Origin of the sequence: Chitinophaga sp. RAB17 (assembly GCF_052114225.1) — a bacterium.
Lineage (GTDB): Bacteria > Bacteroidota > Bacteroidia > Chitinophagales > Chitinophagaceae > Chitinophaga.
In genome coordinates this window covers 47,707-69,130 of the sequence record NZ_JBFREI010000014.1, presented here as the reverse complement: position 1 = coordinate 69,130, position 21,424 = coordinate 47,707, and the positions used below count along the sequence as shown (strand labels likewise).

At 44.6% G+C, this 21,424-nt stretch carries 19 protein-coding genes; 11 read left to right on the top strand and 8 right to left on the bottom strand.

What is annotated here, in order from left to right:
• Positions 1–20: 20 nt before the first annotated feature.
• On the bottom strand, positions 21–308 hold the full coding sequence (locus AB4Z08_RS31085; RefSeq protein ID WP_073084475.1) for an HU family DNA-binding protein: 288 nt from the start codon (positions 306–308) through the stop codon (positions 21–23).
• A gap of 219 nt (positions 309–527) precedes the next feature.
• Here AB4Z08_RS31085 and mutY point away from each other — a divergent pair, with 219 nt between their 5' ends.
• The 6 genes from mutY to AB4Z08_RS31055 all read left to right on the top strand — a co-directional run bounded on the left by mutY (position 528) and on the right by AB4Z08_RS31055 (position 6,423).
• Positions 528–1,601, top strand: a complete 1,074-nt coding sequence (gene mutY / locus AB4Z08_RS31080) for an A/G-specific adenine glycosylase (RefSeq protein ID WP_441577686.1) — start codon at positions 528–530, stop codon at positions 1,599–1,601.
• A 197-nt stretch (positions 1,602–1,798) separates the two neighbouring features.
• Complete coding sequence (locus AB4Z08_RS31075; protein WP_441577685.1) at positions 1,799–2,257, top strand: single-stranded DNA-binding protein; 459 nt, start codon at positions 1,799–1,801, stop codon at positions 2,255–2,257.
• Positions 2,258–2,389: 132 nt separating this feature from the next.
• Positions 2,390–3,733, top strand: a complete 1,344-nt coding sequence (gene gldE, locus AB4Z08_RS31070) for a gliding motility-associated protein GldE (protein ID WP_441577684.1) — start codon at positions 2,390–2,392, stop codon at positions 3,731–3,733.
• Positions 3,734–3,755: 22 nt separating this feature from the next.
• The gene (gene gldD / locus AB4Z08_RS31065) at positions 3,756–4,358 is read left to right on the top strand and encodes a gliding motility lipoprotein GldD (protein WP_441577683.1); all 603 of its coding nucleotides are present in this window, start codon (positions 3,756–3,758) and stop codon (positions 4,356–4,358) included.
• 72 nt (positions 4,359–4,430) lie between these two features.
• Positions 4,431–4,997: a DUF3109 family protein gene (locus AB4Z08_RS31060; protein ID WP_441577682.1), complete on the top strand. Its 567-nt coding sequence runs from the start codon at positions 4,431–4,433 to the stop codon at positions 4,995–4,997.
• A 46-nt stretch (positions 4,998–5,043) separates the two neighbouring features.
• Complete coding sequence (locus tag AB4Z08_RS31055) at positions 5,044–6,423, top strand: LutB/LldF family L-lactate oxidation iron-sulfur protein (RefSeq protein ID WP_441577681.1); 1,380 nt, start codon at positions 5,044–5,046, stop codon at positions 6,421–6,423.
• On the opposite strand, the gene AB4Z08_RS31050 is transcribed toward AB4Z08_RS31055, so the two are convergent.
• The 3 genes from AB4Z08_RS31050 to purH all read right to left on the bottom strand — a co-directional run bounded on the left by AB4Z08_RS31050 (position 6,420) and on the right by purH (position 9,920).
• A complete protein-coding gene (locus AB4Z08_RS31050; RefSeq protein WP_441577680.1) occupies positions 6,420–7,676 on the bottom strand; it encodes an energy transducer TonB in 1,257 nt (418 codons plus the stop codon). The genes AB4Z08_RS31055 and AB4Z08_RS31050 overlap by 4 nt on opposite strands.
• Positions 7,669–8,247 (bottom strand): RNA polymerase sigma factor, encoded by a 579-nt coding sequence (locus AB4Z08_RS31045; protein ID WP_441577679.1) that lies wholly within the window; start codon positions 8,245–8,247, stop codon positions 7,669–7,671. Before AB4Z08_RS31045 ends, AB4Z08_RS31050 begins: the two co-directional genes overlap by 8 nt.
• Positions 8,248–8,405: 158 nt before the next feature.
• Positions 8,406–9,920: a bifunctional phosphoribosylaminoimidazolecarboxamide formyltransferase/IMP cyclohydrolase gene (purH, locus tag AB4Z08_RS31040; RefSeq protein ID WP_441577678.1), complete on the bottom strand. Its 1,515-nt coding sequence runs from the start codon at positions 9,918–9,920 to the stop codon at positions 8,406–8,408.
• Positions 9,921–10,171: 251 nt separating this feature from the next.
• On the opposite strand from purH, the gene AB4Z08_RS31035 reads away from it, so the two are divergent.
• Positions 10,172–11,317, top strand: coding sequence for a hypothetical protein (locus AB4Z08_RS31035; RefSeq protein WP_441577677.1), 1,146 nt, complete (start codon positions 10,172–10,174; stop codon positions 11,315–11,317).
• A gap of 92 nt (positions 11,318–11,409) precedes the next feature.
• On the opposite strand, the gene AB4Z08_RS31030 is transcribed toward AB4Z08_RS31035, so the two are convergent.
• Together AB4Z08_RS31030 and carB are read right to left on the bottom strand one after the other, a co-directional pair.
• A complete protein-coding gene (locus AB4Z08_RS31030; protein WP_441577676.1) occupies positions 11,410–13,509 on the bottom strand; it encodes a ComEC/Rec2 family competence protein in 2,100 nt (699 codons plus the stop codon).
• Positions 13,510–13,979: 470 nt separating this feature from the next.
• Positions 13,980–16,796, bottom strand: a complete 2,817-nt coding sequence (carB, locus tag AB4Z08_RS31025) for a carbamoyl-phosphate synthase large subunit (RefSeq protein WP_441577675.1) — start codon at positions 16,794–16,796, stop codon at positions 13,980–13,982.
• Between the two features lie 246 nt (positions 16,797–17,042).
• On the opposite strand from carB, the gene AB4Z08_RS31020 reads away from it, so the two are divergent.
• The 4 genes from AB4Z08_RS31020 (at position 17,043) to AB4Z08_RS31005 (ending at position 19,409) form a co-directional block, all read left to right on the top strand.
• Positions 17,043–17,318 carry a type II toxin-antitoxin system HicB family antitoxin gene (locus AB4Z08_RS31020; protein ID WP_441577674.1) on the top strand — a complete coding sequence of 92 codons (276 nt, stop codon included), beginning with the start codon at positions 17,043–17,045 and terminating at the stop codon, positions 17,316–17,318.
• Positions 17,319–17,535: 217 nt separating this feature from the next.
• Complete coding sequence (locus tag AB4Z08_RS31015; protein ID WP_441577673.1) at positions 17,536–17,772, top strand: hypothetical protein; 237 nt, start codon at positions 17,536–17,538, stop codon at positions 17,770–17,772.
• Positions 17,773–17,823: 51 nt separating this feature from the next.
• Positions 17,824–18,750, top strand: a complete 927-nt coding sequence (locus tag AB4Z08_RS31010) for a DUF692 domain-containing protein (RefSeq protein ID WP_441577672.1) — start codon at positions 17,824–17,826, stop codon at positions 18,748–18,750.
• Positions 18,751–18,755: 5 nt separating this feature from the next.
• Positions 18,756–19,409 (top strand): hypothetical protein, encoded by a 654-nt coding sequence (locus tag AB4Z08_RS31005; protein ID WP_441577671.1) that lies wholly within the window; start codon positions 18,756–18,758, stop codon positions 19,407–19,409.
• Between the two features lie 3 nt (positions 19,410–19,412).
• Here AB4Z08_RS31005 and AB4Z08_RS31000 read toward each other — a convergent pair whose 3' ends face one another.
• Positions 19,413–20,567, bottom strand: a complete 1,155-nt coding sequence (locus AB4Z08_RS31000; RefSeq protein WP_441577670.1) for an MFS transporter — start codon at positions 20,565–20,567, stop codon at positions 19,413–19,415.
• 27 nt (positions 20,568–20,594) lie between these two features.
• Entirely contained in the window at positions 20,595–21,341 is a 747-nt protein-coding gene (locus AB4Z08_RS30995) for a DeoR/GlpR family DNA-binding transcription regulator (protein WP_441577669.1), read from the bottom strand.
• Between the last annotated feature and the right edge of the window lie 83 nt (positions 21,342–21,424).

The following is a 21,424-nucleotide window of genomic DNA, read 5'->3' as shown; positions in this document are numbered from 1 at the left end:
TAAATTATTAGGCTGCAAAATTAAGAACTTTTAAGCTTCTTTACCTCAGCAACAAATTCTTTCGAAGGTTTAAATGCCGGAATAAAGTGCTCGGGGATCTCCACAGCTACGTTCTTCTTGATGTTACGCCCAATCTTGGCTGCTCTTTTCTTAGTGATGAAACTTCCAAACCCACGGATATAAATGTGTTCTCCGTTTGCAAGTGCTTCTTTCACCTCTTTGAACATAGCCTCGAGTGTGACTAACACATCGACTTTGGGGATGCCGGTTTTTTCAGCAATGTTGTTAATTAAATCAGCTTTTCTCATATGAAAGCGAGAGGATTACTTTACTCTCAAAGTTAATTTAAAAATTCTAATTGCTGAATTTTAAGCAAATAAATTTTATCATTTTTTCTTATAACTGGTATTGGCGATAATTTATATTTATTTGCAGGCCCGGAAATGGGTATCTGTTGTACCTTATAGGGTTTTGTACAGCATTTGCCATATCAATATACTAAATAATTTTATTAAAATAATATATAAATGATATCACCCCGACATTTTTTTACTGAAAAATTACTGGAATGGAACCGGGAAATGAACACCCGCAACATGCCCTGGAAGGGTGAAAAGAATCCATATCGTATCTGGCTATCTGAAATAATTCTCCAGCAAACCCGCGTGGAGCAAGGATGGCCGTACTATGAGCGCTTCATCCAAAACTATCCCACCGTCACTAAACTGGCGGCCGCCCCGGAGGAAGAAGTGTTCCGCCTGTGGCAGGGATTAGGCTATTATGCCCGCTGTAAAAATATGCTGGCCGCTGCCCGCCAAATTACCAACCTCCATCATGGAAAGTTCCCGGATCAGTATGAAGAAATTAAAGCGCTCAAAGGAATAGGTCCATATACTGCTGCTGCCATCGCCTCCTTTGCTTTTAATCTCCCCTATGCCGTACTCGACGGCAATGTTTTCCGGGTCCTCTCCCGCTACTTCGGCATCGAAACGCCCATAGACAGCACCGCCGGCAAAAAACAATTCGATACCCTGGCCCAGGAACTCCTCCCCGAGGGCGCTTCTTCGGAATATAATCAGAGTATTATGGACTTCGGCGCAGTGGTATGCAAACCACAGCAACCACTATGCGCAGACTGCCCCCTCCGGAAAAAGTGCGTGGCCCTGCATAATCAGTTAGTTCCCCTTCTCCCGATAAAAACCAAAAAATTAAAAATTAAAAAAAGGTACTTCAACTACCTGCTGGTTAATTATAAAGAAGAAATCTTCATCCGGAAAAGAACTGACAGCGATATCTGGCAAAACCTCCATGAGTTCATTCTCATTGAAACACCAGCACCTTCAGATATCACCGCGATACAGTCTTCCGAAGCATTCCGGCAACTTTTCGGCAACATCACTTTTGAAATAGACCGGGTATCAGCTCCCTTTAAACAACAACTCACCCACCAAACCATTCATAGTCAGTTTATTAGTATTACTCTAAAAAAGCGCCCTGATCTGCCAGGATACATGCTGGTGGCTAGAAACAGTCTGAACAACTATGCTTTCCCAAAAACAATTACCACCTTTCTGGAAAGCAACCACCTGCAATTATTTTAACCTTCACGCATAGAGATAAAAAATATACATTACCCATTAAGACAGTTCAGTAATAGTAGTGAAAGAGAAAATCCGGCTCAATCGGCTGCCAGTAAGAAATTTTTCACTATCGATTGGAAAAAAATATTAACTTTAAGAAGGTTGTTTATTTATTAAAAGAAGAACTTTTTAACAATAGACTAAAAAAACCTACAACTATGAGAGGTGTTAATAAAGTAATCCTGATAGGCAATTTGGGCAGAGATCCGGATGTACAGTTTCTGGAAGGGAATATTGCAGTAGCCAAATTTTCGCTGGCAACTACTGAAACATTCAAAGACAGGGCCGGTAAGCTCATTTCACAAACAGAATGGCATACGGTGGTGCTTTGGCGGGGATTGGCCGAACTGGCGCAGAAATACCTGCACAAAGGCAGTCTGGTTTATATTGAAGGCCGTTTACGCACCCGCAGCTGGGAAGACAAAGAAGGCAACAAGAAATTTGCCACCGAAGTTGTAGGAGACAACCTGGTTATGCTGGATAAACGCATGGACCTCAATAACCAAGATCACCCCATACCTCACCATAGCAGTACGAGCACAGGCAGTGGAGAAAATTTCCGGGAACTGGAAATCCCCCCTTCATTGAATGAACCTGCAGACGATCTGCCTTTTTAGTTGCAAAAAAATATTAAGTTTTGATCCTACGTAATCCCATATAGGGACATTACTTATATTTGCGTGCAGGGAAAGCAATTCCATGAATTACTTTCCCCTTATTTTTGATTATTTACATCAAAGTTGAACATCTTGGGCATCCTTTCGGCAAGCAACGTATCCTATTTTTTACAAGCCAGCGCACCTATTGGCACCCCTAATGTGGTGGTATTTCTGCTTGTTATATTTGTTCTACTGCTGCTTACCTTCATCGTATCCGGGGCAGAAGTAGCTTTCTTTTCCTTAAATTATAAGGACCTGAACGTGCTTAAAACCCGGCAGAATGCCTCCGGCAAACTTATTACCAAACTACTGGAAAAGCCGAAATCACTCCTCGCGTCTTTACAAATAGCGGGTATCCTGTTGACCATTGCATTCATCATGATCACCAACTACCTCGTTACCCAGATGGAAGACCTGCAAACACTGCCGGTTGTTTCCCTCGTGGTACGCATTGCCGCTATCTGCCTGATATTACTGTTCTTCGGCCAAATACTCCCCAGGGTATGGGCCGCCCAGAACAATATTCGTTTTGCTACCTATTTCGCCTGGTTTGTAAGCCTGGTTCATGCCACCATGGAGCCGGTAAGCGATTTCTTTGTAAGCCTCAGCGGCAGCATCGAAGCCCGCCTGTTTCACCGGGGCAGCGGCCCTGTAAACTACCAGGAAATTGATGAAGCCATCGAAATGAGCGTAGACCCCACCGCCTCCCAGGAAGAAAAAAATATCCTGAAAGGCATCCTCAAATTCGGCAACATCACCGTAAAACAGATTATGCGCGGCCGGCTCGACGTAAATGGAGTGGAATATGACAGCCCGTTTGGCGATATCGTGAAACGCGTAGCTGATCTGCACTACTCCCGCCTACCCGTATATAAGGATAACCTGGATAACATAGTAGGTGTTATTCATACCAAGGACCTGCTACCCCACCTCGACAAAGGAAGCAATTTTGACTGGCACGAAGTAATGCGTCAGCCTTTCTTTGTACACGGACATAAACTTATTGAAGACCTGCTCTCCGAATTCCAGAGCCGTCGCATGCATTTCGCCGTAGTGGTGGACGAATTCGGCGGTACTTCCGGTATTGTTACCCTGGAAGATATCATGGAAGAAGTAATCGGCGATATCAAAGACGAATTTGACGAGGAAGAATTCAACTACAACAAAGTAGACAACTTCACCTATGTATTTGAAGGCAAAACAATGCTGAATGATGTTTGCCGGATCATGAACATACCTCCTGAAACCTTTGAAACGGTGAAAGGCGAAAGCGACTCCCTCGGCGGCCTGATACTTGAGCTGGCCGGAAAATTTCCGGAAGAAAACAGCGTTATTAACTACAACAACTATGATTTTACTGTACTGGAAGTAAATAAAATGCGCATCCAGAAAGTACAGGTAACCATCAGGCCGGACGCCGCTGACAAAGTATAGCCGCCTGCTAAATAACCGTAAAATGCCACATATAAAAGGAAAGGCCCTTGCCGTGATTTCCCTGCTGATATTACTATTTGCAGCCTGCGAAAATGTACCCACACCTAAACCAAGGGGCTACTTCCAGGTAAAATTCCCGGAAAGAGCCTACCGCAAATTTGATATGCCCGGCTACCCTTATACATTCGAATATCCTGTATATGCCAATATCATTAAGGATACTTCCTTTTTTGGTGCAGCTCCGGAAAATCCTTACTGGATCAATGTAGACTTCCCTTCCCTCAACGGGAAAATTTATATGAGCTATAAGATCATAGGTCCCGGCAACAATGCCTACCGTAAACTGGTGGACGATGCCTTTAAAATGACTTATAAGCACACCTATAAAGCCGAATACATCGATGAAAACGTGATCCACACTCCCAACAATGTGAGCGGCACCTTTTACGAAGTAGGCGGTAATGCTGCTTCTTCCAAACAATTCTTTGCTACAGACTCCGTCCACCACTTCCTCCGGGGAGCCCTCTATTTCGACGTTACACCCAATGCCGACTCCCTTGCTCCTGTATACAAGTTCCTGGAACAGGATATGTGGCATATGGTAGAAACCCTTCGCTGGAGATAAGCCGGTAATGCCGTAACTTTGTGGTCTTATTAAGATTGTCTGTATATCATTTCAGGCATAAGACCGTTTCCGATGATCATCATTGACGATAAATACATAAGTGACGAAGTAATTGAAGAGCAGTTCGTATGCAATCTGTCGGCCTGCAAAGGCGCCTGCTGCGTAGCGGGCGACTGTGGCGCTCCCCTGGATAAAACCGAAGTAAAAGCCCTGAAGAGAATTTATCCGCAGATTAAATCTTACCTGCGTGAAGAAGGAATACAGGAAATTGAACGCACCGGCACCAACACGATAGACGATGAATACGGCTATGTAACACCTATTGTCAACAAAGGCATTTGCGCTTACGCAACAGTAGATGCCCATGGCATTGTAGGTTGTGGCATAGAAAAGGCGTACAATGATGGTGTAGTGGATTTTAAAAAGCCTGTTTCCTGTCATCTTTATCCCATCCGCATTAAAAAATACGAAACATTTGAAGCGGTAAACTACGACCGCTGGGATGTTTGCAAGCCTGCCTGTAAGAACGGTAAAGCGTTACAGGTTCCGGTCTATCGTTTTCTCAAAGATGCTTTGATAAGAAAATACGGCACGGAATTTTATGAAGTGCTGGATAAAATTGCAAGAGAACACAAGTAAATCATTTTTGGATTTAACTATCTTTAATTAGGAACACTGCTTGCTTATGCATCAAATAGCATCTACTTTTCTCGAAGAAAGTGAAAAAAAAGCCGCTGACCTGGGTCACCGGCAAACAATCAACTTCAATATAGGTAAATATAATACTGCTGTAAAAGCCGGTAAACAACAGTTTTCTGATTTACCCGGCGCCAGAGAAAGAGCCAAAAATATTAAGTGGAGAGCTATTGAGCACCTGGATAATCACCTGGAAGAATTTGAGCAAAACTTTACCCGTCGTGGTGGTAAAGTCATCTGGGCAGAAACTGCCGAACAGGTACAACAGGAAATACTCGCTATCTGCAAAGCCAAACAATGCAAAAGCATTGTGAAAAGCAAATCTATGGCCACAGAAGAAGTACACCTGAATGCCTTTATGGAAAGTAACGGCATTGAATGCGTGGAAACTGATCTGGGAGAATATATACAACAACTGGATGGGGAACCACCCTACCATATCGTTACACCGGCCATGCATAAGAGCAAGGAAGATGTAGCCCGTTTGTTTGCAGAAAAACTGGGAACAGATCCTGGTCTCACACCAGAACAACTCACCCTGGTAGCCCGCGAAAAACTCCGTCACAAATACCTGGAGGCCGAAATTGGTATCACCGGCGCCAACTTCATTCTTGCTGACACCGGCTCTGTAGCAGTGACAGAAAATGAAGGTAATGCCAGGTTAACTACTGCATTTCCCAAAACACATATTGTATTAGTTGGTATAGAAAAGGTACTCCCGTCAATTGCAGACCTGGGCCTCTTCTGGCCTTTACTGGCTACTTATGGTACCGGTCAGCAGATCACAGCTTACAACAGCATTTTCAGCGGTCCGCGCCAGGAAGGAGAAATAGATGGTCCTGATGAAATGTATGTAATCCTGATGGATAACGGTCGTACCAATATCCTGCAGGATACCACTGCCCGTGAAAGTTTGTATTGCATCCGTTGCGGCTCCTGCCTCAATGCCTGCCCGGTATACAAGAATATTGGCGGCCACACTTATGCCGCTACTTATAGTGGCCCTATAGGCTCCGTTATTACTCCACACCTGAAAGGGATGGATTCATACATGCATTTGAGTTTTGCCTCTTCTCTTTGCGGTAACTGCACCGAAGTGTGTCCGGTTCGTATCAATTTGCATGAGTTGTTGCTGCACAACAGACAGAAAGCGGTAGAGGAAAACTATACTTCCGGTGGGGAAAAATTTGCCTGGTATGTATGGAAACAGGGCTGCGCCAGTCGTAAAATGATGAACCTGGCTAGTGGCAAAATGAAAAATTTCCTGTTAAAAAGATTCTTTGCGAAGAGCTGGGGCGATAACCGCGAGTTACCTGTATTTGCGGCCAAGTCCTTTAATCAGCAATGGAAAGAGCGGAATAAGCATTAATCCTTATCCACGGTAAACTTCACTTTTACTTTTACTTTAGCGGGCTTCCTGTCTGAGGCAGGTATCCATGCGGGACCTTCTTTGATTACCCTGATGGCTTCTGCATCGCAGGCATCATTCAGGTGACGGATGATCTTAAAGTCCTGCAGAGAACCATCCGGCATAACGGTAAAGGATACACGTACAATGCCTGTATATTTATTTTCCGGGTTCACTGTTTTTGTGCGGAGATAATTCTCAAAAGCTGTCTCTCCTGTTACTGGTGCGGGTTCCCGGTATACCATTTCCGCATCATTGCGGTTCTCACTGGTTACATTTACGCCTGCCGCTTTTCCTTGCAATGCGGTGGCTATACTGTTCACACTGTCTGCACTTACCCCGTTCATACCACGGATCATCACCGACTGGCTTTGTGTTACATTTTTCCTTTGTGCGCCAACCACTACTTCATTTAATGATTTATCATTATTGCCGGAGAGCGTTGGACTGGCCCCTTGCGACCGGTTTGCCTCCTGCTTTTTATCGGCATTGGCATGCGGTACAAAATAATGCTGATATTCTTCCTGTTTATCCTTTTTTTCCGCTGCCAGAGCGCCTGCAGGGGTATTATTCACCGGGGCGGGTACAACACTCACTGGCGGCGCGGCCTTATATACTGCCGGCGGCGCAGTACTTGCTGCTGCTACTTCCGCACTGGCAGGTGCAGCAACATTATTTGAAGGAGCTGGAGCGTCATCAGCAGATGACAGGGCAGCGCGTTGCTCCTTTAACACGCTATTTTTAGTTGCGGCGGGTGTCGGAGGCAATACTTTTTTAGAGAGCTGATCCGCACTTGCCATTGCCGGCGCTGATTCACTTTCGTCCTGTGGCAGAGAATCGGCCGATGGGGCGGGTGGAGGAACCTGCATCTTAGCCAATGATGGTGCATTTCGTTGCTGATCCCACAAGAACCAGCCGGCCGAGAACATCAGCAATAATATGGCGGCAGCAGCGGCCCAGCGATAATAAAGCGTGCGAACCTTTCCTGCCTTGGGCGCAACCCGTGCCTCCAGTCTGGAAACAAGATCTGCCTGATGCAACTCTTGTTCCGGAGCGTGCTCTGCATATCCTTCCAACGCATCGGCCAGGAACGGATCGTCCAGGGCCTGGCGTTCCAGGTCGTGCATGGCTTTATCGTCCAGCTCTCCTGCCAGATACTGGCGGATGAGCCCGGCGAGTTCTTCCGGTTTTATATGTGGTCGCTTGTCAGACATCTTGCTGTTCCATACATATTTTCAGGTTACGCTTCCCATTCTGTATATAACTTTTCACTTTGTTCATTTCATAGCCGGTCATATCACTTACCTGCCGGTAGCTTTTCTCCTGCAGATAAAACAGGTCAACGCTACGCTTTTGCTCTTCCGGCAAGGTTTCCAGACATTTTTCCATGCTCCGGAGGTTATCTTCCAGCGTAATTCCGTTCTCATGATGCCCTATTTCTTCATTTTCCATAACAGGGTGATCATCGATAGAAACTTGTCTTGATTCCTTGTTTTTCATGGCCCGCAGTTTCATTAAACAATGGTTACGGGCCAGTACATGGAGCCAGCTTTTAAAATTCTGGACTTCGTGCTGTTTTAACTTGCCGATCAGTTCTTCAAAAATCTGCATTACGGCGTCCTTACTGGCATCTTCATCAAAATACTTCAGGCACACCCCATATACCAGGTTCATATAACGCTGGTAAAGAGCTGCAAGGAAGTCCAGTTTGCCGGTAGCTTTATACTCCCGGATCAAAAAGGCATCCTCTGCATCCTGCATGATATTTTGTTGAATAAAAGACATCTGGAACAGCTATCGGCTCATCGCCTTAAGCTTTTAGAATTATATTGATTTACAAGCTGACAATACTATTATTTTTTTTCGAATATCAGGCGGTTAAAATGAGAAAGCACCGGAAATTCCGGTGCTTTCTCATTTTAATTGTAGGTGATGAATAACCCTTAGTGTCTGAAGTGACGCATTCCGGTCATTACCATTACCATATCATGTTCTTTACAGAATTCGATGGAGTCGTTGTCTCTCATGGAGCCACCTGGCTGAATCACAGCCTTAATACCTTGTTCGTGTGCAATGCTTACACAGTCATTAAACGGGAAGAAAGCGTCAGAAGCCATTACCGCCCCTTTCAGATCAAAGCTGAACTGTCCTGCTTTTTCGATGGCATGACGTAAAGCATCGATACGGGAAGTTTGTCCGCATCCTTTACCGATGAGTTGCTTGTTTTTCACCAGTGCAATCGCGTTTGATTTCAGGTGTTTGCAAACGATGTTGGCAAATTCCAGGTCAGATTTTTCTTCTGCAGTAGCTGCGCGGGCACCTACTTCGTTCCATTCTTTGTAGTTACCGTTATCACTATCCTGCAGTAATACGCCGTTCAATACATTTTTGTACATGTATTTGCTCTTTACGGGTTGTTTCTGTTCCAGCAGGATACGGTTCTTTTTCGCCTGCAATACGGTGAGTGCGTCTGCATCAAAGCCTGGTGCGATCAGGATTTCAAAGAAGATTTCGCTGATAGATTCGGCGGTAGTTTTGTCTATTACCTTGTTGGTAACGAGTACACCACCGAAAGCACTTTCCTTGTCACCAGCCAATGCTGCTTCCCAGGCTTCTTTCAGGGTACTGCGGGAAGCAATACCGCAAACGTTGGTATGCTTGATCACAGCAAAGGTAGTCGCTTCGAATTCCTGGATCAGCTGACATGCAGCATCTACATCCACCAGATTATTAAAGGATAATTCCTTTCCGTGCAGTTTATTAAATACTTCGTCAAGTTTACCGTAGAAAACACCCCGCTGATGAGGGTTTTCACCATAGCGGTTTACCTGTCCCTGTGGAATAGAGACTTGAAAATTAGCGCCAGGCTCATTATTCAGGAAGTATTGAGAGATGGCTACATCATAGTGCGCACATACTTCAAATGCTTTAGCAGCAAAGCTTCTGCGGTCCTCTATGGTAGTAGCGCCGTTGTTGTCAGTTAATACTTTTTCCAGATCAGCGTATTGATCTTTGGAGGCAACAATCACTACATCTTTGTAGTTTTTGCCGGCAGCACGTATCAGGGAAACGCCGCCTATATCAATTTTCTCAATGATAGTTTGTTCTACGCTGGTGCTCTTCACGGTTTCTTCAAACGGATACAGATCTACAATCACCAGGTCAATTTCCGGGATCTGATATTCCTTCAGCTGTTCCAGGTCCTGCGGATTATCGCGGCGGGCCAGAATACCACCAAACACCTTTGGGTGCAAGGTTTTAACACGTCCACCCAAAATAGAAGGGTAAGCAGTCAGATCTTCAACTGCTACACATTTCACACCCAGGTCCTCAATAAATTTCTGCGTACCGCCGGTGGAATAGATGGTAACACCCTGTTCACCTAACTTTTTAACAATGTTCTCCAGGTTGTCTTTGTAGAAAACGGAGATCAAAGCGGATTTAATTTGCTTTTGCATGAATGGAAAACATTAGAAATTAATAACATAGGCTCCCTGATCCGGAACCGAAAAGAAGCGCAAAGTTAACACGTAACAATCATTTTTCCATTTATCAATCTGATGGGCGCTGTTATTTATGGAAAAAAGCAACTTATCAGGTGATAATTCTTTATTACTTAACCTTTTAAATACCAATTATTTTATATTTTGCAACGTGTTATCCTCAATTATTCCAATATTTTATACCCATTTAAAATTTACGTCCCTATATGAAAAAAATTGTTTTGTTGTTTGCCCTGCTATGCCTGCTTTCCAGTGCGAAAGCACAGTTGTTTTGTGATACGGTAATTACTTTTGCCAGGAGCGCTCCGCCTTTAAATGGGGTCAAGATCAAAACCAATTTACCTTTTATAAATGGAGGGGAAATGCCAACTATTATCATTGAGGGCTATAACCAGGGGACTATGGATCCTATTGGGTTGATTATTAATTTCTATATCAGTAATGGCGCCTTTGCAAATACACGGGTTTCATCATTTGGTTCTTACACTCCGCCAGTATCCCTGGGAAACGAAAACAATAAAGTTGTCATTTTCCTGGACAGTAGAGATGCCAACCAACGTTTTGCGATCAGGGCATTCGCTAAAGGCTTATCTCAGGACATTCCTGCAAACTATCAGGGCTGGAGTATAGTCGATGAGGCTTTACCAACCGGTCCTTATAAAGTAGATGTTACCTACATGAACAAATTTCCCGGCACCGTTTTATTTCCGGGAAATGGAATATGGAACAGCCAGGGTCGTATCGGCCTTCATACTACTTCTCCCGCTGCATCGTTGCATATAGTAGCTGCGGCAACGGATACCATGGCAGCTTCTGGAGGAGCTAAGCTGGCAGCTGTTCTGGGTAACGCATACAATGAATGGACCGCTTTTGGAGGAGCCAGCGGTGGCAGAATCCGCGGTAGCAATGAGGGATACCTTGTATTAGAAACGAATAATGCTGGCAGTAATAACAAAATGTATTTAAACACTGCTTCTGCCGGTGATATTATAATGGCATCAGGTGGAGGGAAAGTAGGGATTGGTACAGCTGCAATTTCCAGTGAGCATAGGTTAACCGTTGAAGGATCGATCGGTGCACGGAGAGTGCAGGTTACATCCGTCAAACCCTGGCCGGACTATGTATTCGGTGAAGATTATACCCTCACCCCTCTTTCTGAAACAGAAAAATATGTGAAAGCAAATAAGCATCTTCCCGATATGCCATCAGCTAAAGAAGTGGCAGACAAAGGTATTGATCTGGGAGAAATGAACAGGAAACTGTTAGAGAAAATGGAAGAAATGACCTTGCATATGATCCGGATGCAAAAGAAAATAGATGAGCTGGAAGGCAAAATACAGGGTAAACCATAGTCATACTATCCAGAGGCAGTCTGCTTTAAATAATAATTGTGTAATGGGTCCGTCTCTTTGAGATGTGACCCATTTTTTTGCGTTCGCATCTATCATCTGAAGTTGTAAATAAAAGCCCCCTGCTCCGCAATGCTGTAGTACTTCTGCCCTGAGGTATCACAAACATTTTTCCATTTCTCTACTTTGTAGGTACTGTTAGATGCCGCAAAAATGAGCGTATCATATTCATAAAGGCTACTCAATTGCCTGATATCAACCCGAGGGTTATGTGTTAATAAAATATAGTTTGTTTTAAATTTTTTTTCCGGGAGATGCATCGGCAGGGCGCTATCTATGATCAGTAACCGTTTGCCCTGGAAACTGATACAGTGGCCATACTGCTGAAAGTTGGCAAGGTGACCGGCATACACCCGCATATCATTTCTGGCAGCAAGGAGTTGTTGTGCCACGGGCAATTGCCAAACACTATCATCGCCGGTGAATTGTACCTGGTTGCCTTTTATACAGTCGATGGCCGTATAGGCGGGTACGTTATAAACAATCATTTTACACTGGCTATTACAGCTGGAGACCCAGCATGCACGGGAAGCCAGATATCCCCATACGCTGAAGATAACCAGCCAGACGCCTCCACGCCACCGGGTCAGCCACCACCCTGCCACTCCGGCTATGAGCAAATACAGGAATCCGGTTTGCAACAGTGAACAATGAATGTTGGTGATCAGGGCATAAGGTAATTCACCCAACCATTTTACGCAACTGTTCATACCCCAGATGAGAAATTTCAGTACATACCCTGCCCATACTGCTGGCAGTCGGAAGGGAGCCAGGAAAAGCAGAACGACTTCTCCATAAATAATAACCGTAGATAACGGCACCGCCACCAGATTGGCCAGCAGGAAGTAATCGGGGAATTGATGAAAATAAAATAAACTCACCGGTGTAGTCATCAGTTGGGCAGCGAGCGACACGGCCACCATTTGCCAGATCAGATCTGCCCAGTTTTTTCTCATCTCCCAAAGCTGATAAAGTGGTGGATAAAAAAGCAGGATACTGAGTACTGCCAGATAGGAGAGCTGAAAACCTGCATCTATAGCCAGGTAGGGATTAAAGCATAATAATACGGATGCAGATGCTGCCAGTGTATTGTAAATGCTGCTGTAACGTTCCAGTACAAAACGACCAATCGTAATACCGGTAAACATTACCGCAGAGCGAAGCACAGAAGCTGAAGCGCCGGTGAGGAGCGCAAATCCCCACAGCACGCTCAATATAATAGCTGTTTTCGCGATGTTGGACCACTTATATGCAGGCAGCCATTTCAGGCACCACAACAATGTACCATACAGCAGCGCGAGGTGCATGCCTGAAATAGCAATCACATGTACGATGCCGGTGTTGCTATAGGCTTGCACCACTTCTTTATCCAGGTCCAGGCGATAACCGATTAACAGGGCTTCGGCCATGCCAGCTTCTGGTCCGGTACCGATATATTGCCTGAGGTTATCCAGACAATAATCCCTGGCTTTTAGTAATAGCCTGTTCACCGGATTGCCGCGGTTGTGCGGTAGTTTGTGAAAGTCGTTGGTGCGCAGGTAAAGCTGTTGATAGAGTTGCTGGGTCATACAATACTGTTGATAATCGAATCCTCCGGGGTTCCCGTTATTTTTAATCATTTCAGGGCGTTTTCCGGCGACCACCTCATCACCGTATCTTAAGCAAGGCAAGGTGGTATCTTTGGCAAAATAGAGCAGCAAATAGCCTTTTACGGGCATCCATTTGCCATGGTCATAGATGGCAATAACTCTGGCAGTTGTTCTAAAAATGCGGGCCTTTTCCTGTAAGGGTTCATTGATCCGAAGTAAAAGCAGGGAGGAATCAGTAACTGTATGCCCGAAAAAGCCCTGCTGATGACGGATATCTGCCTTGTATAATAACAAGCCGCCACAACTGCCTAAAAGCATGCAGATCAGGATGCCTGGTATCCAGGTCATCACAAAGCGCCATTGCAACGGCAAAAAACGGAACAGCAAAATACCGGTGATACTAATGCCTGCCAGTAGCCACAGGCAGATCGGTAACATGGAAAGAAAAAGCTGTAAACTTATTCCTGTAAGCAGTGGTAGGAGAATGCGCAAAAAAGGCACACGCTTCCAAACCATGACAACAAACATGGTAGATTCAAAATGCATGTGGGGTTAACTTTTATCAGAAAACAAACATCTCATTTAATCCCCCGAAAAGTGTTTTAAAAATGTTAAAACAATCGATAGTATTTTTATATGATATCTTGAAAACTTTCTCTTTACAGTTAAAAATGATGGGTAACTAGCGAATATTAACGACTATTTAATACATTAATAATGAATACATTAAATATTACAGATGTCCGCATCTGTTATTGATTAGTTAACATCTCTTTTAAATATAATATTATTTGTAAACTGCATTACCGGTCACGCTATTTGAATTGTATCAAGATTCAATAGTCGTGTCTTTAATGGTTATTTTGAGGGAAAAGAAGGAGCCTGATTTTTATCAGGCTCTGTTATTTTATAGTGGTTAGCAAATAGTCATTAACAATTAGCTACAAAATGCAAAAGCCATCGAAGCGACGATAGTACGCTCCGATGGCTTTGTGCTAAAAGCTATTTGCTAAAAGCTATTTGCTCAGATACATGCTCTTTTCTTTGAACAACTGTCTGAAGTAAGGATCGCGCAGATCTTTAATAAAGCGGATCGCTTCACCGGTTGATTTCATTTCAGGTCCGAGCTCTTTGTTCACGCCCGGGAACTTATTGAAAGAGAACACCGGCTCCTTGATAGCAAAGCCTGTGAGTTTCTTTTCAATGGTAAAATCTTTCAGCTTATTGGCGCCAATCATCACTTTGGTAGCAATGTTCAGGTAAGGCACCTGGTAAGCTTTGGCGATAAACGGTGTAGTACGGGAAGCACGTGGGTTAGCTTCAATCACAGCCACCTTCCCATCTTTAATGGCAAACTGAATGTTGATCAAACCTTTGATGTTCAGTGCACGTGCAATCTTTTCTGCGTAGTATTCCATGGTGGTTACTTCGATAGGCGACAGGTTGAAAGCTGGCAGCAACGCATGGCTATCGCCACTGTGAATACCAGCTGGTTCAATATGTTCCATCACACCCATTACATGAAACTCATCACCATCAAAAATACCATCTATTTCCGCCTCCTGGCAACGATCCAGGAAGTGATCAATCAATATTTTGTTACCTGGTAAATGTCTCAGCAAACTCAGTACAGATTCTTCCAGCTCCTCTTCGTTGATCACGATTCTCATACGCTGACCACCTAATACATAGGAAGGACGTACCAGTACAGGATAACCAACTTCTTTCGCCACATCAATCGCATCATCTGTATTGTAAGCCGTACCATACTTAGGATAAGGGATACCCAGTTCTTTCAGCATGTCGGAGAAACGACCACGATCTTCTGCAATGTCCATGTTATCGAAAGAAGTACCGATGATCTTTACTCCTTTCTCTTCCAGGCGTTTTGCGAGTTTCAGTGCAGTTTGTCCACCCAGCTGAACAATCACTCCTTCTGGTTTTTCCAGCTCAATGATTTCCCACAGATTTTCCCAGAACACTGGCTCGAAGTAAAGCTTATCAGCCATGTCAAAGTCAGTGGAAACAGTTTCAGGGTTACAGTTTACCATGATTGCTTCATAGCCACAATCCTGGATCGCCTGCAAGCCGTGTGTACAACAGTAGTCGAATTCAATACCCTGACCAATCCTGTTAGGACCAGAACCCAGTACGATGATCTTTTTCTTTTCTGTTCTGATACTTTCGTTTTCGGTATCGAAAGTAGAGTAGAAGTAAGGTGTTTTAGCTTCAAACTCTGCGCTACACGTATCTACCATTTTAAACGTACGGCGGATACCCAGTTCTTTACGTTTAGCGTATACTTCATCTTCGTCAGAATCACCGAAAAGAATAGACAGCTGTGCATCGGAGAAGCCCATTTTCTTGGCATCTTTCAGCATTTCCAGCGGAACGCTCTGCAGATCGTGTTCCAGTAATTGTTTCTCCAGGTTTACGATATCCTGTATCTGGTGAAGGAACCAACGATCGATGTAAGTCAGCTGGTGAATATGTTTTACGGATACACCCGCCATCAAAGCATCTTTGATACGGAATATACGATCCCAGGTAGGGCGTTTTAATTTCTCTACCAGTTGTTCGCTCTTCATGAGTGATTTACCGTAGTAGCCCAAACCGAGTGCGTCGTTCTCGAGGCTCTGGCAGGCTTTCTGCAGCGCTTCAGGGAAAGTCCGGCCAATGGCCATTACCTCTCCTACTGATTTCATTTGCAGTCCCAGGGTATCATCAGCTCCTTTGAATTTATCGAAATTCCAACGTGGCATTTTTACGATCACGTAATCCAGCGCCGGTTCGAAGAAAGCGGAAGTTGTTTTGGTGATCTGGTTTTCCAGTTCATCCAGTGTATAACCTATGGCCAGTTTAGCGGCAATTTTAGCGATCGGATAACCCGTAGCTTTGGAAGCGAGTGCAGAAGAACGGCTTACACGCGGATTGATTTCAATCGCGATCAGCTCTTCGTTTTCCGGATTCAGGGAGAACTGTACGTTACAACCGCCGGCAAAATTGCCGAGATCACGCATCATCATCATGGCTTTGTTACGCATATCCTGGAAAGCGGTATCGCTCAGGGTCATGGCAGGTGCCACGGTGATAGAGTCCCCGGTGTGAATACCCATCGGGTCCAGGTTTTCTACTGTACAGATGATAACAACGTTATCATTCTTGTCACGCAACAGTTCCAGCTCGTATTCTTTCCATCCGAGTACAGCTTTTTCTACCAGTACTTCGTGAATGGGAGAAGCCTTCAAACCACGGTCCAGGGCTTCGTCCAGATCGTCTTTGCTGTGTACAAATCCACCACCTGTACCTCCCAGGGTAAAGGAAGGACGAATTACCAGCGGGAATCCTATTTCCTGTGCGAACTCTTTTCCTTCAAGGTAGGAGTTAGCTGTTCTGGCAGGAGCAACAGGTATACCCAGTTGGATCATCCACTGACGAAACTGTTCACGATCTTCCGCTTTGTCGATGGCTTTGATGTCTACACCAATCAGGCGAACGTTCTGCTTTTCCCAAATTCCCAGTTCGTCTACTTCTTTACAAAGGTTCAGCGCAGTCTGGCCGCCCATAGTGGGTAATACGGCATCTATCTGGTTTTCTTCCAGAATCTGCTCAATGCTTTCCACGGTCAGCGGCAGCAAATAAACCTTATCGGCCATCATAGGATCCGTCATGATGGTGGCCGGGTTGGAATTAATCAAAATCACTTTAATTCCTTCTTCCCGCAGCGAACGTGCTGCCTGGGAACCGGAATAGTCAAATTCGCAAGCCTGACCAATAATAATGGGTCCAGAACCGATAATGAGTACAGATTTGATAGATGAGTCTTTTGGCATTTGTGTAATCTATTGAAAATGAAAAACCAAATTGATTTTCCTGCCGTATGAGGGAACAAAAAAATCGTGCAAAGTTACGGGATTTGAAATTTATAAAGCGAAATTAATTTCGTTTGGGGGGAAGTTTTTTTGTGGAGCGGGTTGAATACATTTAGTTTTATATAAAATATTTACTTCATTTATCAAAGTATACACCCAAACATAGTAGCCTTGTAAGAACATCTTCATTTTAGCGCAGAAGACGATGTGTTTTTTGGTAAGATTGAAGAAATAGATGATCTGATCAGCTTCGAGGCCAGCACAGTAAAAGACTTACACAAATCTTTTGAAGAAGCCGTTGACGATTATGTGGAACTTTGCAAAAAAGCCGGTAAAGAACCCTTAAAGCCCGCAAAAGGTTCTTTCAACATCAGGATATCACCAGAGCTACACCGAAAAGCAATACATACTTCCAAACAAATGCATTTAAACCTGAATCAGTTTGTACAGCAGGCAATAGAACAGGCCGTAGCCGCTTATTGATGAGCATGGAGATCAGCAGGTACTTCTGCTGACCTCCCCATTTTCCGTATAAATACTTATCTAGATCTCACTATATTCCCCTAACTTTATCATCCGCAGTTAAAAGCTGCGCCTACAACCCCAAAAAGACTGGCACTAATAACTACAACAGCCCTGCTTGCAGGGAGTATTTCCTATCTGTTTCCACAAGCATTTTACACCCCAAAAATCAAACATCATGCGTACAGCTGAAGTTCATTACGGTGACAACGGTCATGTAGATCTCGCCGTTCCCAAAGGCACCAAATTGGAAGAAATCACCAAATTACAATCTATGGTGATTAAGCAAATCAATCCCCGTGGCTGCCAGGCATGCTTATCCGGTGTTCACTTCAATATCCGGGAAAAACTGGAAGAAGTGATTAAAGTAGACCTGGATAAAATGGCTGTCATCAAAAATGTCGCCCAGCATTAATTCTGTGATACCGTCCCGGCACCACCGGGACGGTTGTTAAATTATCTCACCATGTCACAAGTCATATCATCAGCCAGGGTGGGGCATCTTTACCAGCAAACTATTCCTCAACTGGGCGTAGGACTGCTGTATAACCCTTCCCTTGAATTATACCTGGATGCCTGTCCGGATAGCTGCGACTACGTGGAAGTTATCCCGGATATGTTTTGGACAGATCGCGGAAATAGCCAGCAGGAAAGATTTGAAGAGATTGAATCCTGGATGAAAGTGCTGGATAAAATTGCCGCCCGATACCCCTTAACTTCTCACAACATTTCCTACTCCCTCGGCAGTGCAGGCATCTTCGATAAAAGCTATCTGCAAAAAATGAAAGAATGGCATACCCGCTATGCTTTCAAATGGCACAGCGATCACCTGTCTTTTGTAAAGGTGCATAACGAACAACAGGAAGAACATAATGCAGGACTGGCCGTACCCGTACCATACGATTATGAAGTACTGGACATGATAGGTGGCCGCATCAATGCTATTAAACGCATTATTTCCACGCCATTCCTGGTAGAGAACAATGTTTACTTTATTGATTTGCCGGATCAGGAACTCAGTGAAACGTCTTTTCTCAATGAACTATCCCACGACACCTCCTGTGGATTGCTGCTGGATATACACAACGTATATACGAACGCTGTGAATCATCACTTTGATCCGAAAGAATTTATTGCACAGCTGGATTTGGATAAAGTCATTGAAATTCATATTGCAGGCGGAAATGAGCTTGGCGGCATGTATACCGATTCGCACGCGGGGCCTTGTCCGCAGGCGGTATGGGAGTTGCTCGATTATACATTACCGTTAGTGCCCAATTTATGCGGCATCACTTTCGAGTTTCATGAATCTTATTTTCACCTGCTACAGTTCGATGGGATTACACGTGAACTAAACAGGGCGAAAGCGGCCTGGAACCTTTATCATACCTGAAACTTATGTCACTCTTATCATTTCAGAAAGCATTAACAGACCTGATTGCCTCCCCGCAATTATGCCTGCAGATGCGTACTGACCCAACTGTTATACTGTCGCGGTATGAGCTGACTACCCGCGAAAAAGCGCGCCTGCAAACGGTGGTACACCAGCCCGGCATGTCCGTTAGTTGTACCCTGTATCGTGTAAATAGGATTACGCCTATTTATACGATGCTTCCCTATACCTGCTTTTTATTGGGGCATGCCTTAGTGCCGCTGGCAGAGGAGTTCTGGGCCATCAGCAACAAATCTGATCTTCAATTTAAGCGGGAGATCACCATATTTGGTGAATTCTTACTACAGAAAATTGAAAATGGTTCCCTTGTAAACCCCTATCTGCGGGAGATTGTAGCCATGGAACTGGCAATTAATGAATTGAATTTTTTACCCAGAGAAGCATTGCTGGATACACCCGTTAACGAACTGGCCTTACATCCGCTTATACGGCTGGTACCATTTGATCATCCGCCGGAAGCCTTACTCACTGCACTTGCAGGCATGCAACAGCCGAAGCTGAGTGATAGTAAAGGAGACTATTGGTTGATGATAGATCATCGTGAAGAAGAAATTTCTTTCAGCACACTGCCCCGTAAAAACGAAGCAGTGGCTGTTTGATCGTTATACTTTTATTCTGGAAGACATCACGGCAATAGCTGCTCCCATTACTGCAATCATAGAGAAGGCAATACCCAGACTGGTAGCCTGCGCTACAAATCCGATTAATGGAGGTCCGCACAGGAAACCTAAAAATCCAATGGTAGATACTGTGGCAATAGCCATGCCCGGAGGTACAGTCTTTGATTTTCCAGCGGCGCTGTACACCAACGGTACCACAGCGGATACGCCGGCTCCCACCAACATAAAACCAAATGCAGCAGAAAGAAAATAAGGAAAAATAACGGCCACAAGTAAACCGGATGCTGTCAGGAAACCACTGCCCAACAACATCTTTTTAACCCCAAATTTTGTAGTCAGGTAATCTGCAACAAAGCGCCCGGCAGCCATAGTGCTCATAAATGTTACAAGACCGAAGCCGGAAAGACGATCACTCAAACCGATTACCCGTCTGAAATATATCACACTCCAGTCGAACATCGTCCCTTCACAGATCATAGAACACAACGCAATAATACCCAGCACCAACAACAGGTTATCCGGCCTTGCAAATAAGGCAGGAGCATTATTTTCATTGGGTACACGTGTTATCAGCCGGTTCATCGTCAACAGGATGATAATCCACGAGACCACCGCGACAATCAGAAAATGATACACCGGTGCCAGGTGTAATCCTGACATCCAGCCACCAAAGGAGGCCCCTGTAAATCCGGCTACACTCCACAATCCATGGAAGGAGGCCATAATAGAGCGGCTGTAGATGGCTTCTACACCAACCGCCTGTGTATTTACCGCTACGTTGGCCATGTTACCGCAAAACCCAAAGAACACCAGGAATATGCTCAATTCCCAGGAAGTAGTGGCCAGTCCTAATGTTGGCAACACTGCGGCGTAAGCCACTGCTGCAACGAGCAGCACCTGCCGGCTGCCATACCTGGATATCAGCACACCAGAAACGGGAAGAGAAATAAGGGAGCCTACGGGCAGCGCCAACAACAGGCTACCTAACCCGGCATCGTTTAGATGCAGGGTTTGCTGAATGTCCGAAATACGCGACGCCCAGCTCGCAAAGCATAAACCTGTAAGAAAAAATAAAGCACTTACCGCAATGCGGGTGGCTCTTTTATTAACCATCACCATCGATAGATCCTGTAACATCTTCGGTTAAGATAAAAATTAAACTGATTAAATTACCTGAATACCCAGGTTTATATATGGTTTCAGTGAAGGCAGGTTGGGATTATCTGTAATGATGGTATCCAGTCCTGTAATATCACATACTTTAAAAGGCTCTGCGGTGCCCATTTTATCACTGGTGGCCAGTGCAATTGTTTTGTTGGCTGATCCCACCATCGCGCTTTTCACATCTGCTTCTCCCAGATCAAGTCCGGTAACGCCCGCATCCGGATGCAGGCTGCAGATCCCGAGGAAACAAATGTCTGCACGTAATTTCTCCAGCATACGAATGGTATCCATGCCACCAGCCGTCCGGGAATCCTTACCAATCAATCCACCAGTGAAGATCACTTCAATAACCGGATGTTCTATCAGTTGTGCCACAATAGGTACACTGTTGGTGATGACCCTGATATGCAGATTAGCGGGAAATAGCTTGGCCAGCATGAGTGTGGAAGTACCGCCATCAAGAATAATGGTTTGCCCGTTATGCAGATAGGTCAGTGCTTTGCCGGCGATATGCTTCTTATCGTCTTCATGGTATTGAATACGTTCCTTGAACGAATAAGGGTTTGGGGAATGTGGGATGGCCCCTCCCCTTACTTTAATCAGCTGCCCGTTTTGCGCCAATGATTCCAGGTCCCTCCGAACGGTGTCTTCAGATACCTGTAAGTCGGTGCTAAGCTCTGTTTGCAGCACTTTATGATCCGTTTGCAGCTTTTTCAGGATATAGTCCAGCCTTTCCTCTTTCAACATGCTCATGCTATTTTATGCAATATTATGAAAGATTATGCAATAATTTGCAGAATATCGCATAACTTTGCAATAAACAGCAAAAT

Bases quoted from the DNA above. Each gene is read 5' to 3' on its own strand.
- AB4Z08_RS31085 (WP_073084475.1), bottom strand. From the start codon at position 308: ATGAGAAAAGCTGATTTAATTAACAACATTGCTGAAAAAACCGGCATC.
- mutY (WP_441577686.1), top strand. From the start codon at position 528: ATGATATCACCCCGACATTTTTTTACTGAAAAATTACTGGAATGGAAC.
- AB4Z08_RS31075 (WP_441577685.1), top strand. From the start codon at position 1,799: ATGAGAGGTGTTAATAAAGTAATCCTGATAGGCAATTTGGGCAGAGAT.
- gldD (WP_441577683.1), top strand. From the start codon at position 3,756: ATGCCACATATAAAAGGAAAGGCCCTTGCCGTGATTTCCCTGCTGATA.
- AB4Z08_RS31060 (WP_441577682.1), top strand. From the start codon at position 4,431: ATGATCATCATTGACGATAAATACATAAGTGACGAAGTAATTGAAGAG.
- AB4Z08_RS31055 (WP_441577681.1), top strand. From the start codon at position 5,044: ATGCATCAAATAGCATCTACTTTTCTCGAAGAAAGTGAAAAAAAAGCC.
- AB4Z08_RS31050 (WP_441577680.1), bottom strand. From the start codon at position 7,676: ATGTCTGACAAGCGACCACATATAAAACCGGAAGAACTCGCCGGGCTC.
- AB4Z08_RS31045 (WP_441577679.1), bottom strand. From the start codon at position 8,247: ATGTCTTTTATTCAACAAAATATCATGCAGGATGCAGAGGATGCCTTT.
- purH (WP_441577678.1), bottom strand. From the start codon at position 9,920: ATGCAAAAGCAAATTAAATCCGCTTTGATCTCCGTTTTCTACAAAGAC.
- AB4Z08_RS31035 (WP_441577677.1), top strand. From the start codon at position 10,172: ATGAAAAAAATTGTTTTGTTGTTTGCCCTGCTATGCCTGCTTTCCAGT.
- AB4Z08_RS31030 (WP_441577676.1), bottom strand. From the start codon at position 13,509: ATGCATTTTGAATCTACCATGTTTGTTGTCATGGTTTGGAAGCGTGTG.
- carB (WP_441577675.1), bottom strand. From the start codon at position 16,796: ATGCCAAAAGACTCATCTATCAAATCTGTACTCATTATCGGTTCTGGA.
- AB4Z08_RS31015 (WP_441577673.1), top strand. From the start codon at position 17,536: ATGCGTACAGCTGAAGTTCATTACGGTGACAACGGTCATGTAGATCTC.
- AB4Z08_RS31010 (WP_441577672.1), top strand. From the start codon at position 17,824: ATGTCACAAGTCATATCATCAGCCAGGGTGGGGCATCTTTACCAGCAA.
- AB4Z08_RS31005 (WP_441577671.1), top strand. From the start codon at position 18,756: ATGTCACTCTTATCATTTCAGAAAGCATTAACAGACCTGATTGCCTCC.
- AB4Z08_RS31000 (WP_441577670.1), bottom strand. From the start codon at position 20,567: ATGTTACAGGATCTATCGATGGTGATGGTTAATAAAAGAGCCACCCGC.
- AB4Z08_RS30995 (WP_441577669.1), bottom strand. From the start codon at position 21,341: ATGTTGAAAGAGGAAAGGCTGGACTATATCCTGAAAAAGCTGCAAACG.